This window comes from Streptococcus sp. NM, from assembly GCF_003390135.1.
Classification (GTDB): domain Bacteria; phylum Bacillota; class Bacilli; order Lactobacillales; family Streptococcaceae; genus Streptococcus.
Genome location: NZ_QUOS01000003.1, coordinates 18,813 through 33,289, shown reverse-complemented (window position 1 = coordinate 33,289; position 14,477 = coordinate 18,813). Strand labels below are relative to the sequence as shown.

Sequence of the window (14,477 nt, the reverse complement as noted above, 5' to 3'; positions counted from 1 at the left end):
TTCTCGATATTGATATGAAATTGTTGAGATTAATTAGATGAAGTAATTTGGAGATTTTAAAATAAATGATATTTAAAAAAATAAATAACTTAGCCTCTATTATCCAATTATATAATTCAAAACCAACTTTATTTCCGAAAAAAGTGTTAGATGATGTGACTGCATTAAAAAGTCTGGTAGAAGAATTAGATAAAGTAATAGAAAAAGTGTCGACTACTCAAATAACAAATAATTTTTTAATTGGATATGAATTTGAACGTTTGCATCAAGAATTTGATTTATTAAAAGCAGTTAAAGTTCATCAGTCAGACTCTGAACAAAAGATTGTTATTAATATAGAACTGAAAAAAAGTAGTGCAAAGAAACATGAGATCGAAAAACAGCTTAAGAATCATCAATTTTATTTTAATAGAGTTGGTATAAAGTATACAGATATGTATCTTTTTGGCTATTGTGAGGACAAGAAACAATTTTTTGAGTATGCCAAAAAATCAGGTAATGAGTACGAACTTATAAAAGTCTCTAGTGAACGAATTTATGAGATATTATATAAGTTTCGTATGTGTAGATATTTTGATATAGATGAGATTTTTAAAGTAGAGAATATACTAATTTCCCCTCTAAATAATTGGGAAGAGTTTGTTAAAAAAATTATTTATTAACAGATGTACAAAGGCAGTTAAGGGACAACTTATTAACAGCAGATAAAAAAATAATAAGAGTCACAGGTTCAGCAGGATCAGGGAAGACATTAGTTTTATATGATGTGGTAAGAAATTTAGTAGCTAAGGAAAAAGAAGTTGTTGTAATACCATGTCATACAAAGATTAATGCACACAGTGAACTAGCTAAAAGTATTAATTTTACAACTATTGGTATTGGCAGTTTGAATTATAAAAAAAATTATTCCGAATTAGTCAAAGCTAATTATATATTCGTTGATGAAGCTCAACGGATTAGTAGGAAACAAATAAGTTATCTCCTTTCAAAGTTTGATGATGGAAATTTAGAGAGAATATTTTTTTTCTATGATGAACTTCAATGGTTAAAAAGCGGAGAAAAATACATAAGCAAATATTTAAAAACCATTGAACCGGATAACTCCAAAGATTTTAATTTAAAAGGGAGTGTTCGAAGTAATTATTTTATTACTTTATTTGCCATGAATTTATTATATTCAAAAGATAAAAATAAAAATGATAACTATAAAGACACAATAGTTGAACTAATTAAAAAACGGAAGAATTTTTTATTTAGAGATTTAAAAAAATATAATGTTAAACCTACAAGTTCAGTAAATATTTATTATTTTGATAATCATCAAAGTGCAAGAGAATTTATGTCAACTACCCCTGAGACTTTGGGATCAACTCCGTTATATTTTACCCCATCGAAAAATGGTATTCATGATGGAAAAAGAATCCATTACTCTAATCCAATCAATGATGAGATTACGGATCCTTCAAGAAACCCTCATAAATATATGGGAAGAGAGTTTGATAGCGTGACCGTGCCAATGGATTCAAAATTTTCTTATGATAAAGAAGGAAATTTAGTTGTAAAGGAGAAATGCAATAATAGTGATCCTGTTCAGATGCTTTATGAAATAGTAACGAGAGCAAGAAAAGAACTAAATATTGTAGTAATTGATAATTTAGCTTTATATGAAAAATTAGAGCAAATAAAACAAAATACAGAGAAAATGTTTCGTGATGGAGAAATTAGTAATTAACGTGTAGGTTCAATCCTGGAAGAAGAGTTAGAAATTAAGGTTCTACTCGTCAATGATCCAGAAATTGTTGTAAAACAGTTCCTAACGGCAATATCATTGAATTTGTGTGTGATTTAGTAACTTTGATTGCTAGATTTGGGGTATTATTTTATCTCTACCAACACTGATAAATCTTCCAATAAAAAAGATTGTAGATATAGAAGTTAATTTTTACAGAACTAAATTATTACCCTATTTAGAATCTATTAATTCATATTTTATGAAATTAATTAATAGATATTGTTCTTAAAATCCTTGATATTGTGCTGTTTTTACCCCAACTGAAACCCATACTTTCCAAACCAGGTCTTAAGAAAGCTCGTAAAGCATCACAATTTAGTAAACGTTAATTCGAAAGAATTACTATACTTACAAAGAGCACCTTTCGGGGTGTTCTTTTTGTACTTTCTTACTAAATTGGGGCAATTGACACAGTTGTTGCGACTTTAGTCGCTTGCAAATGTGGCTGCAACATGACGAAGTCAGTTGCCTCAAAACGTTAATCAATACGATTATATCAACGTTTACAGACATTCAAGAATTTTCTCTTGGATGTTTTTTTTGTCTAAAAATCAAGAGTTTCCCTGAAAATTTCCACCATTGATTTTTACAGCAGAAACATGAAATATTTTTAATACATATTTTTAAAAATGCTCGATCTTATTTTTAGTATAAAAATTATAATATCTTTTGCTGAATATTTACTAAAGTGATAGTCAAAATACAAAACTACTCTCAAAAAATGAGACTTTTAATCTCACTTTTTGAGAGTAGTTTGTTGATATAAAAGTAAAATTTATTTGATAGAGGAGAGCATATTAATTTCAAAGTATACTTTACCTTATTTCTCTATATAATTACAAACATTATTAATCTGTTCGTGAATTTCTGTGCCAAATTTTTTTTCAAAAAATGCACTTCCGATTGTAAATGCCCAAGGATTTGTATCAATTACTTCATTCAACCGTTCATAACAATCAATACTTCCGGCCAAACAGACGGGAGCTTGTATGGCTTGAGTAAAAGCATTATTTAGCTCCAAGGGGTCACCAGTATAACGGTAACCTAGTAAGTCAAAGCCATAGACCCCTTTTTTTAAGTATTCTTTCGCCTGAGAAATCATATTTTCTATAGTACCTTCCAAAATAGATGGACGCTCTTTAATTTCTCCTACGAATGGCATGTACTTTATGTTATTCTCTTTACAAAACTCGTTGATTGAATCAAAGTAGACAGTCCCCATTAAAACATCGCATCCGCACTCTTTTGCAATTCGTGCACCTTGAAGACCATTCTCTTCATCGTATTCCACAACTTCAAGAAAAGTAGTTTTACCGTAAGACTTCATTTCTGAAAATAAAGACTTCATTTCCGAAATTGGAAGTGGTTTTTCTTTAAATCCCCAAAATTCGGCTTTGGTGTTCTTACATGATTCGAAGATTTCTCGTGCATTTTCAATTGTGTGATCATTATGCGTCAGCATAACAATTAATTTAGGTGAGTTCATAAAAGTTCCTTTTGATGTTAATTCTAAGTTATTTTTCTTAAAAATAAAAGTACTTAGGTTACTGTCTAATCATTTCTTTAGGAATGAGTTTCGGATCGTACATGACTTTTGAATGATTTTTCAAAATAAGCTCTTTTTCCAAAGTTTGTTCAGTTATTCTATCAAGTTTTTCACGATAAATCATGGAGTTGCGATAGTAATAATTGCCTTCTTTTTTGAAATGATGATTTTCTTCAACTATCTGATAAGTGAACGGAAATTGTGATTCACTTCTTAATTCCCCGAAGAGAATTTCATTTTCAGTCCATGTTCTCAATTGAATAAGTTGGTCAGTATTATTTTTAAAACGATAGTCCTGATGATTATACTGTACAGAAGTTCCATTCGCAAATGGTTTCCGAGTCCCCTTATCAGGGTCTAATGCATCAGAGTGAGAATGAAATTCTGTAATTTTCATAGGACTATGAACAATTAAAAGATGAAGCAAGTTAGCTAAATTACATAGCCCTCCGCCAATATCAGGTTCTACTTTCCCATTAATAATAACTCGCCCTTCCTGGTATCCTTTTTTCTTAGTTGTATTACCAACTAAACTCCAAAAAGAAAATTCTTCTCCTGGATGAATGATAATGTTATTTAGATTTTTACTAGCAATCTGTATGTTAGTAGCTTTTCCTTTTTGAAGAGTAATATCAATGCCAGGACCACGTTTTATCAGTTGGGTAGAATATGATGAAACTAAGTTAGGTAATATCTTTTCTTGACGAATTTTAGAGAATTTTTTTCCTTGTTTAAAGTTCTGTATATGTCGTTTTAGATTTTCTTTTTTTAAAGAGATTTTATATGTTGTAGGACTAATTTCACAAAATAATAGATCCTTATTCCAAAAAACCATGTTGTTTCTCCTTTTTGATCACATCTAAATTTTTATTTTTTTGTCTCAAAAATGGGTAAGTATGAAGTATTAATTTTTCAACCCATCGTTTTTTACCAATTCCGCCTTCTTTAGGATCATATAAAAAATCAACTAAGATAGTGGAGATATTTGCACGACTAGCTCCGAGCACATCTGTAAAAAGTTGATCTCCAATCATAACTGTTTCAAATGGTTTTAGCTGCATCATGTCAAGAGCTTTTTTAAAGTTCTTAGGATTTGGTTTTTCCGAAAGTGGGATAAAGGGAACAGATAAATGTTGATTAAATTGTGTGATTCTTTCTTCGTCGTTGTTTGACAAAAGAAAAATTTGGAAACCAATGGCTTTGAGATTTTGAAAAAGTTCAATAACTTGTTCTGTAGCGGGGGCGCCATGCATCACAAGAGTTTGATCGATATCAAAAATTAATCCTTTAAAACCAAGTTGATATAATCTTTGATAGGGGATATCAAAAACAGTTTTTGCTCGTGCTGCTGGCATGAATGGAAACATATTGTGTAAAGCCTTTCATTGAATATATAACAATAATTCTAGCACATATATAGAACAAGGTCAATACCACTATTAAGTGTGTAGCAGAAATAGATATTCCTAGTAGACAACCGTCCACTTTTTTTATATAATAAAATTAAACCTTTTTGGTTGAGTTTTAAAAATATGGATTCAAGTATCGATTAGTCTTTCTAAGGGAGATAATGTCCATTAAATTATCATAATAGGAGGTGAAGTATGTATCAGCCAGAAAAATTAAAGGCTCGGAGGAAAGAGTTAAAACTGACACAGAGGGAAATTGCAGAGAAACTTGGGATTAGTTTCCAGGCTTACTCAGCTTGGGAACGTGGAATCAAAGAACCGTCTAAGGAGAAGGTAGCCCAGTTAGAGAACATTTTAAAGGTATCCAAAGGATATTTTACTCAGATCGAGATTGTCCGTCTCTACCATAGCCTCTCCAAGCAAGGGCAGGAGAAGGTTGTTCTCTATGCTCGCAACCTATCTCAAGAGGAGAAAGCCCAGAAAGTAACAGCGATGCCAGAGCGCCTCTACGAGTACCGTGTTTATGAACGCATGTCAGCAGGGATTGGGGCTTCGGTCTACGATGATCAGAATTTTGATACGGTTTACTTTAATGAGGAACTAGCCCATGATTTTGCGTCCTGGGTGTCTGGGGACTCCATGGAACCTAAATACCAAAATGGTTCAGTGGCTCTGATTCGAGAGACAGGATTTGACTATGATGGGGCGGTTTATGCAGTGGTTTGCAACAATCAGACTTATATTAAGCGGGTTTATCGTGAGGAAGATGGCTTGCGTCTGGTCTCTATCAATCCTAAATACAAAGATATTTTCATCTCCTATGAGGAAGATCCTCGGATTGTGGGGATTATCGTTGGGAACTTTGTGCCGATGGAGGGCTAGACTATGGGCTACTTTGATTATTCCAGAGAGCCCAAAAGTGACATTGCCTTTGTCGATATGAAATCCTTTTATGCTAGTGTTGAGTGCGTGAAAAGGGGATTACATCCGCTGAAAACCTCGCTTTGTGTCATGAGTCGAGCGGATAATTCAACTGGTCTTATCCTAGCCTCCTCTCCCCTGTTTAAGAAGATTTTTGGCAAGTCAAATGTTGGTCGGGCCTATGATTTGCCTTTTGATATCAAAACGCGAAAATTTTCCTATTATAATGCTCGAAAGCAAGGGCTACCTACCGACTCAGACTATGTTCGCTACATCGAAGATTGGGCTCAAGTTACCTTGATTGTCCCTCCTCGAATGGACGAGTACATTGCAGTCAATATGGAAATCCAGCGAATCTTTCAAAACTATGGCAGTCCAGATGATATTTATCCTTACTCTATCGATGAGGGCTTTATTGACCTAACTAGTTCGCTCAACTATTTCATCCCAGCTAAGAGTCTCTCTCGCAAAGACAAGCTGGATCTGCTTTCTGCCCGTATTCAGAGGGATATTTGGAGGCAGACAGGGATTTACTCTACAGTAGGTATGTCCAATGCCAATCCCTTACTAGCCAAGTTGGCTCTGGATAATGAAGCCAAGCACACTCCGACCATGAGGGCCAACTGGTCTTACCAGGATGTGGAAGAGAAGGTCTGGGCAATCCCTAAGATGACGGATTTTTGGGGAATTGGCAGACGGATGGAGAAACGCTTGCATGCTCTGGGGATTTATTCCATCAAGGAATTGGCAACCAGCAATCCAGACCAGTTAAAGAAAGCTCTGGGTCAGGCTGGTCTGCGTTTGTGGTTTCATGCTAACGGGATTGATGAGAGCAATGTTCATAAGCCCTATAAAGCCAAATCCAAGGGCTTGGGGAATTCTCAAATCTTGCCGAGAGACTACGTGAAGCTACGTGATATTGAAATTATTCTCCGGGAAATGGCGGAGCAGGTGGCTATTAGATTGAGAAGGTCTGGCAAGAAAACAACCCTTGTCTCTATCTATGTCGGTTTCTCTAAACAGGAGGTCAGGTCGTCTATTCACACACAAATGAAGGTCGAACCGACCAATAATACAGCTGTCTTAACGGATTATGTTTTGAAGTTATTTCATAACAAATACACTTCAGGAGCAGTCAGAAGTGTTGGAATCAACTATTCAGGATTTGTGGATGAGTCCTTTGGTTTGATATCTCTTTTTGATGATGTTGACAAGTTAGAAAAAGAAGAAAGGCTCCAGACGGCCATTGACTCCATTCGGGAACAATTTGGTTTCACTTCCCTTTTAAGAGCCAATGCACTGGAAGAAGCCTCTAGGAGTCTTGCTAGAAGCAAGCTGATTGGGGGACATTCTGCTGGAGGATTAGATGGATTAAAATGATTGATCGTTCTTATTTACCCTTTCAATCCGCGCGAGATTATCAAGATCCAGGGATGCAGAAGTGGATGGGATTTTACCTTTCAGAACACACCAGTTCGCTCAGTGAAGAAAAAAGCCGGGTTGATTTTTCGACGGATTTGACTCCAGATGAGAAGTTACACTTGCTTTCTCAGCTTTATGTTGGCCAACTTAGGGGAAATTTTGTGCTAAAGGAAAAGAAGCAGAAAACCACTATCATCGGTGTGGTGAGAGAGTTATGGCCTCAGACTCTATCTATTAGGACAAGCGAGGGATATAGGTTGATAGAGGTTGCAGATATCCTCGAAATTCGGCTGTGGGAGGAGGGAGTTTATGACTAGAAAAGAGCTGTATGAAAACAAACTGCAGATGGATTACTTTTCAGATAACTATATTCGTTTTGAAGAGGATTTTCAAAAATACTCTGCCATGAACGTACCCTTGACTTTCTTGATTGATGACATCCTACGAACCATGGCAATGAATCAGAAGAACTACTTTGTTTTAAACAAGGAAAATGCCAAGAATGGGCGGGAGCATAGCTTTTACTTTAGGGTGGTAACGGAAAAAGAGTGTCCCAGAAATAGGACCTATGTATATGTTGGGGTTAAAAATAGTGACCAGTAGATTTGGTAGGAGATGAGCTCGTTCTCTGGTGTACACCATTGTAGTTATCTGCGGAGAGCTTGCAGCAGATTATTATGGTATTTCTGATTAAATCAGATAAGAGCTCCATCTTTTTGGATGATTGTGTACTTGATATCGTAGTTGAATTCGAAAATACTTATCCCAAATAATCATTCTGTTTTATAGATACTAAGATATCCATAGAAATTTATGGATATTTTTTGATTTATATATAGAAAAAGAGAAGACCGGCTGGTCTTCTCTTTGGGGGAACTAGAATCATTGAAAAGAATGAAGTAAAGATTTTAATTAGTCTTTGAAATTCTTTTGGAAGATGAGTAGAGACAATACTGAAGTAATAGCAGCCAAGAATAAGAAGGCATTTGCTTCTTGCTCTCCGGTTTCTGGGAGTTGTTTTTCCTTGTCTTGTTTAACTGTAGTAGCAACAGGTGCTTTTTCATCTTTTCTTGGTGAATCTTCTGTTACAACTGCAGGAGCTGGTTTTTCAGTTTCTCTAGGTAGAACATACTCAGGGAGAGTCACAACTGGTGGTGCCTCTGTTCCTACAGAACTTTGTTTAGTTCCGACTTCAATCACTCTATCTAGAGCTGGAGTTGATTCAGTTTGAACTATCTTACGATTGCTACCATCTACTTCGACATACTCGATTATAGCACCATCTTTCCCTTCTGCTAGAACTTTCTCTTTTCCTTTATCTAAGTTTGGATTTTCATGACGGATAGTCTTGAATGGTACTGCCTTCTTGACAATATCCAAACTTGGAAGCTTAAAGACAAGGTCCTTAACTCCCTCTTCAGGACTTGAAGAAGTAATTGGTTTTTCAGGCTCTTTTGGTAGAAGGTACTCAGGGAGAGTCACAACTGGTGGTGCCTCTGTTCCTACAGAACTTTGTTTAGTCCCTACTTCAATCACTCTGTCTAGAGCTGGAGTTGATTCAGTTTGAACTACCTTACGATTGCTGCCATCTACTTCGACATACTCGATTATAGCACCATCTTTCCCTTCTGATAGAACTTGTTCTTTCCCTTTGTCTAATTGTGGATTTTCGCGACGGATAGTCTTGAATGGTACTGCCTTCTTAACAATCTCCAAACTTGGGAGTTGGAAGGTAAGCTCTTTAACTCCTTCTTCAGGACTTGAAGAAGTAATTGGTTTTTCAGGTTGTTTCGGTTCAACCGGTTGTCCTGGTTGGCTAGGTTGCAATTGCTTGATTTGTTCAAGAGCGTTATTGAGAGCTTTATTGACATCTTCTTGAGTCTTAGCCTCTTGAATGGCTGCGATTGCTTTATCAGTAATTTCAACTAATTTTTTCTTAGCATCGTTGTTAGCACCAAGCTCAGCCACTTTTTTCTCGATAGCTTCAGTCAGGCTAGCCATAGCCTTATCATAATTGATTTCAGGCTGTTCCGGTTGTTTTGGTTCAACTGGTTGTTCTGGTTGGCTAGGTTGCAATTGCTTGATTTGTTCAAGAGCCTTATTGAGGGCTTTATTGACGTCTTCTTGAGTCTTGGCTTCTTGGATAGCTGCGATTGCTTTATCAGTAATTTCAACTAATTTCTTCTTAGCATCGTTGTTAGTACCAAGTTCAGCCACTTTTTTCTCGATAGCTTCAGTCAGGCTAGCCATAGCCTTATCATAATTGATTTCAGGCTGTTCAGGTTGTTTCGGTTCAACTGGTTGTTCTGGTTGGCTAGGTTGCAATTGCTTGATTTGTTCAAGAGCGTTATTGAGGGCTTTGTTGACGTCTTCTTGAGTCTTGGCTTCTTGGATAGCTGCGATTGCTTTATCAGTAATTTCAACTAATCTCTTCTTAGCATCGTTGTTGGCACCAAGCTCAGCCACTTTTTTCTTGATAGCTTCAGTCAAGCTAGTCATAGCCTTATCGTAATTGATTTCAGGCTGTTCCGGTTGTTTTGGTTCAACTGGTTGTTCTGTACTTGTTTCGTCTCCAGGTTTTCGGTAATTTTCGTCTTTGCTAAGAATATCTTGCAAAGCAGTGACTGTTGACATCACATCTTGTACATTTACAGTATCAGAACTTAATTGTGCAGTGAGTTTATCAAGATTAGACTTGAACGCTTGGCGTGCAGTTGCTGTATTTTTCAAACCACTTGGATCAAAGTTAGATAAGTCGTCTTTCCATTTAGAGAGAGATTGAAGGATTTGTGTTTTGCTGTAGAGTTCACTTCCTTCACCACGAGTGATGAATTGATCCACCTGGATACCGATGTTTCGAGACAAATCGTTTCGATCAGGATCTAGTTGAAGGGTGACTGCGTGCAAGTTTTCATCAAGACCTTTTAGGCTAACCAGAGTTTGATTGCCTTGACGTTGAGCAGCGTGACCGCTAAAGTATTTCTTGCCCTCAATAGTCGACGCATTTCCCATGCCGTCTTGGTAAGGAACTTCTTTGCCATCTAGGAAGACTTTGTAGATACCATGATTTGGATCAACATAGCCCTTGATATCAAGTCCAGTACCGTAGAAGTAGGCTGTGACAGTTGTCTTTTTCTTTTGTTCATCAGTTAAGCGACCAAAGGAAGCCCAAGACTCCGTTTTTTGGTACTTGTCTGCTGAATTGGTTTCATGGTGCCAGCCAGGACTGTAATCCAACTGACTAGCTTGGTCATCATAACTTGTTTGATCCTTGATCAGCAATTCAGCTTTCATCACTTGGATGGTTGCATCGGTAGCAAAACCGAGTAAAGCACCATCAGAAACAGAAGTGAGCTTGGCTTTGAAGTCAAAGATAGAGTCGGCTTGTTCTGTAAAGTCAATCGTTGGGATGGTAACAGTCTTTTCTGTTTCTCCATCTTCAAAAGTCACATCTTGAGTTGTATCTTGGTAAACTTTACCGTGAACCCCAGTTCCAGGTTCTGTGATGAAGCGAACAGTAGCAGTACCCTTGCTTCCACCAACACGTTTAATTTTAACAGTGACTGGTTTTCCTTTTTCGACTTCGTAAGAAGTTGCTTCAAGCTCAAACATACCCTTGCTGTTATTGTTTAGAGTGTAGATTCCTTCTGTAGCAATTGGTTCACCTGTTTTATTAACAAGGGTAATGGTATGTTGGCCAGGTGCTAAATCGTCTGTTTCATATACTTTTTGGCTGCGTTTACGGCTAGTGTTCTTAGTTTGCACATCCGCAACTTTTTGGCCATCAACGTAGACGGACATTTCTCCATGACCTGGGTCAACTGTAGAGACGACATAGGCCTTGGTTCCTGTGAAAGTATAGCTTACTTTGGCATCTTTTTGATTGGTCCACATAGAAGTGCCACGAACACCTTCAGATTCATTGTACCAAGTTGTACCGGCTGTATCCGCTGTTGTATTTGAGTGGTATTCAAGTCCAAGAGGGTAGCCGTCTGTCTTTTCGATACTACTTGGTGTCTTGTAGACTGAGAAGTTGGTTAAGATTGGAGTTGCTTGAGCTCCGGTGATGGTTACACGGATTTTTTGTGCCTCTACAGGCTTGCCTTGAATCAAGCGACGGTAACCAACAGTTGAACCTTCTCCGTAAGTCACCCAGCGACCGTTGATTTCGACTTCAATCTTGAAACCAGAGATACGCTGACCTTTGGCGATGTCTTCCTTGAGTTCGACAACGTCAAAGCGTCTCTTTTGTCCCAAATCGACTGTGAAGCTACCTGTTGTGGCATCATTTGAAAGAGCCCAGCTAGTATCATCTTTACCGTCTGTAAGGTGGCTTTCTTTGTAGAGATGGTTCTGACGAGTCGAGCTTGCTGTTACAGTTGCTCCTTTGGCAAAGTCAGTCGCATACATTTGATCTAGAGTCGCTTTGAATTCTTTCAAGCGAGCCACGTCAGCATCTGCGAATTTACCTTCTTTGTTTGGTGGAATGTTGAGAAGAAGTGGCGTTCCACGACCAACAGACTTGAAGTAGATATCCATCAATTCTTTGAGGGATTTTGGTTGCTGGTTATCGTGGTAGAACCAGCCAGAGCGGATGGAAACATCTGCTTCTCCTACAGAGTACATATCTCCGTCAGGGTCACCGTGGTTAAGGTATTCGTTCTTAACATTTTCGGTGATGTTTGCTTTCTTGACCTTATGCCATACAGGGTCACCGGCGATACCACGCTCATTTCCAATCCAACGGATACTTGTTGGTTCGGCAGAGAAGATAGCGATATCTCCTTCAGCTTCCTTGATGTATTTGAACCACTCATCAAAAGTGTAGGTTACTTTTTGGGCACCGCTACCGCGTGCTCCATCCATCCAAACTTCGATAAATTTACCCTTATTACCGTATTTTGGATTACCAAGGATTTCTTTTAGTTGATTGAGGTAGTATTCGTTGTATTCTTTTTGAGTAGCTACCTTATATTTAGGGCTATTAACATCCCATGGTGATAGGTAAACACCCATGTTCATATCGTATTTAGTAGCCGATTTAGAGATTTCTTCTAAAAGGTCACCCTTTCCATCTTTCCATGGACTTGCAGCTACGGTATGATTTGTATATTTAGATGGGTAAATAACGAAACCATCGTGGTGTTTGACAACCATAATAGTTCGTTTAAAGCCAGTTTCCTTTAGAGTACGGATCCATTGATCTGTATCTAAGTTAGTTGGATTGAAGTTTTTAGGGTCTTCATTTCCATGTCCCCACTCAGAATTAGTATAAGTATTCATACCATAGTGGATGAAGGCGGCTAATTCTTCCTTGTGATAATCAAGTTGAGCCTTGCTTGGAAGGGGACCGTGATTTCCAATTTCTGTTTCCTTATCTTCTGGATGAGCAGCAGGTAAAACAGTTGAAGTCGGATTAGAGCTATCAGAGATTTTTTCGTATTCAAAGACAACATCATTCACACCCTTGTGCTGGATGCTGGCTTCTAAGCGTGGAGTGATTGCGCGGTAGTCTGCGATTTCTTTTGCTTCAAAAGTGTTTACAAATGAAACATCGTATTCTTTTCCGTCATTATTATCAGTAACAACATCTGCTAATTCTTGCTCTGAGCCTTTCAAACGATAATGAATGGCAAATGAACCTTTATTCACTTTATAAACCACCTTGATGACCCGTGTTCCTGGAGCTGTTTTGCTGACGACGTTGTAGGTCCACTCATCTTTGAGTTGTTTGTTGATTTCGACGCCATCAATAGAGACAATCTGGTATTTCTCTTGATTTTTTGTATAGAAGTCAGTCTTAGCGATTTCTTTTTTGAAGTCATAATCAAAAGCTGTTCCAACTTCAGTTTTTTCAACAAAAGTATCATCAGTTTTGATTGGATTACCAGTTTCATCTACGTGTTGAACAACTACACGTCCGTAATCGATTCCTTTAATGAGTGTCGCAACACCATTTTCATCGAAAGAATATTGATTTTCACCAATAACAGCAGTTTTATTTCTGAACATTTCTCCTTCAGGAGTAAAGTAATATCGTTTCCCATTATCACCTTGGTACCAACCTTTGACGCCATATTTTGCGATAATATCTTTTACCCATTTGACTTGCTCAGGTGAGAGGACGATCCCACCACCGAAACGGTCTTTGTCAGGGATGCCGTTTTCAATTGTGCCGTGTTGGTGAACACCGACTACTTTACCATCACTGTTGATAATACCAGCACCTGAAAGGCCTGAAACAGAAGTCATATGATAGGTGATGCCTTTTGAGCCTTTATCATCATAATTATCAACAGATTTCACGACACCATCAGCCTTGTAAAGTTGACCAGCTACAATTGGTTTTTTGAGCTCAGGTGAGCTTGAGTCAGTTGGATATCCAATCGTGCTAACAGGGTCCCCTGGTTGATAGGTTTTGTTTTCTGCCAAAGGAACAAAGGTAGCAGCTTTATTTGGACTAGCGATTTGAAGAGGAACAGGTGCTACAACAGCAGCCAAGTCATTTTGATATCCTTTTCCAAATTCTTTCTTGTTCCAAAAATGAATGTCTTCTTCTTTGAATAGAGTAGTATTACCCGTTACAGGTTGAGAATTGCGAACAGCAGAATTAGAACCGAGGTTATAGTAAAACTTAGCAGAATCTCCGCCTCGAATATGTCCTTCTTTTGTATCACGGTTTGATTCTAAAAAGTTGTGGGCAACAGTCAAGATGACATTTGGTGCCACAAAAATACCAGAACCAGACACGATATAGCGTTGGGAACCACCATTGTAAATAGTGTAAATCATACTAGCAGCAGTAGCAGGTTGTCCTTCATAAGGGACGTGCTTCAAATCTAGACCACCGTTGATAATTGCACGATTACCATTTTCAGCTTCTTTTGGAAGTTCTTCCTTGTTTTTTAGAATGCTTTCTGTCTCAACTTTAGGACTATCCTTCTTGTCTACGATTGCTGAAGTATCTATGTTTTTTACGGGTGCATCAGGATAAGCTTGATCGTGGATTTCTTCAGGAAGCAAGTCAGTAGTTTTAGTTTCTGCTACAGTCTTCTCTTCTACTGGTTTAACAGTTTTTTCTGCTTTCTCTGACTCTTGAGGTGTAGAAATTACAGGACTTTCATTTTTGACTTCTGGTTTGGTTTTTTCAACTTCGGCCAATTTTTCTACATTTGGTTGAGAGCTTGTAGTTTCAATTTTTGCTTCGTCAGCTAGTGCTGTACCAGATGCAAAAAAAGCGAGTCCGACCATAACCGAAGCAACTCCAACGGTTAATTTTCTGATGCTAAAAGTTTGCTCTTTTTCAAAAAGGTATCGATTCATAATGTACTCCTAGTTTGAATCAAGACAGTCAGCTACTGTCTGAGCCCAAGTATGACTTGGAAAC

General features: G+C 37.5%; 10 protein-coding genes. 6 read left to right on the top strand and 4 right to left on the bottom strand.

What is annotated here, in order from left to right; translation table 11 throughout:
- The first annotated feature begins 65 nt into the window (after positions 1-65).
- Both DXN33_RS05890 and DXN33_RS05885 read left to right on the top strand, forming a co-directional pair.
- Positions 66-662 carry a hypothetical protein gene (locus DXN33_RS05890; protein ID WP_115904608.1) on the top strand — a complete coding sequence of 199 codons (597 nt, stop codon included), beginning with the start codon at positions 66-68 and terminating at the stop codon, positions 660-662.
- Positions 663-712: 50 nt separating this feature from the next.
- Entirely contained in the window at positions 713-1,732 is a 1,020-nt protein-coding gene (locus DXN33_RS05885; protein WP_258864234.1) for a DUF2075 domain-containing protein, read from the top strand.
- A gap of 880 nt (positions 1,733-2,612) precedes the next feature.
- Here DXN33_RS05885 and DXN33_RS05875 read toward each other — a convergent pair.
- From DXN33_RS05875 to DXN33_RS05865, 3 genes are read right to left on the bottom strand one after another with little or no spacing between them, the layout of a single operon-like run.
- Positions 2,613-3,278, bottom strand: a complete 666-nt coding sequence (locus tag DXN33_RS05875; protein WP_049486648.1) for a hypothetical protein — start codon at positions 3,276-3,278, stop codon at positions 2,613-2,615.
- Between the two features lie 58 nt (positions 3,279-3,336).
- A complete protein-coding gene (locus DXN33_RS05870; protein ID WP_049492887.1) occupies positions 3,337-4,173 on the bottom strand; it encodes a VanW family protein in 837 nt (278 codons plus the stop codon).
- Positions 4,157-4,705, bottom strand: coding sequence for a YqeG family HAD IIIA-type phosphatase (locus tag DXN33_RS05865; RefSeq protein ID WP_042750123.1), 549 nt, complete (start codon positions 4,703-4,705; stop codon positions 4,157-4,159). The genes DXN33_RS05870 and DXN33_RS05865 overlap by 17 nt, the downstream gene beginning before the upstream one ends.
- 237 nt (positions 4,706-4,942) lie before the next feature.
- Here DXN33_RS05865 and DXN33_RS05860 point away from each other — a divergent pair, with 237 nt between their 5' ends.
- The 4 genes from DXN33_RS05860 to DXN33_RS05845 are packed head-to-tail and all read left to right on the top strand — an operon-like array spanning position 4,943 to position 7,693.
- Complete coding sequence (locus DXN33_RS05860; protein WP_004269891.1) at positions 4,943-5,629, top strand: XRE family transcriptional regulator; 687 nt, start codon at positions 4,943-4,945, stop codon at positions 5,627-5,629.
- Between the two features lie 3 nt (positions 5,630-5,632).
- Positions 5,633-7,048, top strand: coding sequence for a Y-family DNA polymerase (locus tag DXN33_RS05855; RefSeq protein ID WP_049509856.1), 1,416 nt, complete (start codon positions 5,633-5,635; stop codon positions 7,046-7,048).
- Positions 7,045-7,407, top strand: coding sequence for a hypothetical protein (locus DXN33_RS05850; protein WP_115904606.1), 363 nt, complete (start codon positions 7,045-7,047; stop codon positions 7,405-7,407). Before DXN33_RS05855 ends, DXN33_RS05850 begins: the two co-directional genes overlap by 4 nt.
- Positions 7,400-7,693, top strand: a complete 294-nt coding sequence (locus DXN33_RS05845; RefSeq protein WP_115904605.1) for a DUF5960 family protein — start codon at positions 7,400-7,402, stop codon at positions 7,691-7,693. The genes DXN33_RS05850 and DXN33_RS05845 overlap by 8 nt, the downstream gene beginning before the upstream one ends.
- Before the next feature lie 309 nt (positions 7,694-8,002).
- On the opposite strand, the gene DXN33_RS05840 is transcribed toward DXN33_RS05845, so the two are convergent.
- Entirely contained in the window at positions 8,003-14,413 is a 6,411-nt protein-coding gene (locus DXN33_RS05840; protein ID WP_115904604.1) for an alpha-L-fucosidase, read from the bottom strand.
- Between the last annotated feature and the right edge of the window lie 64 nt (positions 14,414-14,477).

Excerpts from the sequence above, each read along its gene's own strand:
- DXN33_RS05890 (WP_115904608.1), top strand. The coding sequence starts at position 66 with ATGATATTTAAAAAAATAAATAACTTAGCCTCTATTATCCAATTATAT.
- DXN33_RS05875 (WP_049486648.1), bottom strand. The coding sequence starts at position 3,278 with ATGAACTCACCTAAATTAATTGTTATGCTGACGCATAATGATCACACA.
- DXN33_RS05870 (WP_049492887.1), bottom strand. The coding sequence starts at position 4,173 with ATGGTTTTTTGGAATAAGGATCTATTATTTTGTGAAATTAGTCCTACA.
- DXN33_RS05865 (WP_042750123.1), bottom strand. The coding sequence starts at position 4,705 with ATGTTTCCATTCATGCCAGCAGCACGAGCAAAAACTGTTTTTGATATC.
- DXN33_RS05860 (WP_004269891.1), top strand. The coding sequence starts at position 4,943 with ATGTATCAGCCAGAAAAATTAAAGGCTCGGAGGAAAGAGTTAAAACTG.
- DXN33_RS05855 (WP_049509856.1), top strand. The coding sequence starts at position 5,633 with ATGGGCTACTTTGATTATTCCAGAGAGCCCAAAAGTGACATTGCCTTT.
- DXN33_RS05850 (WP_115904606.1), top strand. The coding sequence starts at position 7,045 with ATGATTGATCGTTCTTATTTACCCTTTCAATCCGCGCGAGATTATCAA.
- DXN33_RS05845 (WP_115904605.1), top strand. The coding sequence starts at position 7,400 with ATGACTAGAAAAGAGCTGTATGAAAACAAACTGCAGATGGATTACTTT.
- DXN33_RS05840 (WP_115904604.1), bottom strand. The coding sequence starts at position 14,413 with ATGAATCGATACCTTTTTGAAAAAGAGCAAACTTTTAGCATCAGAAAA.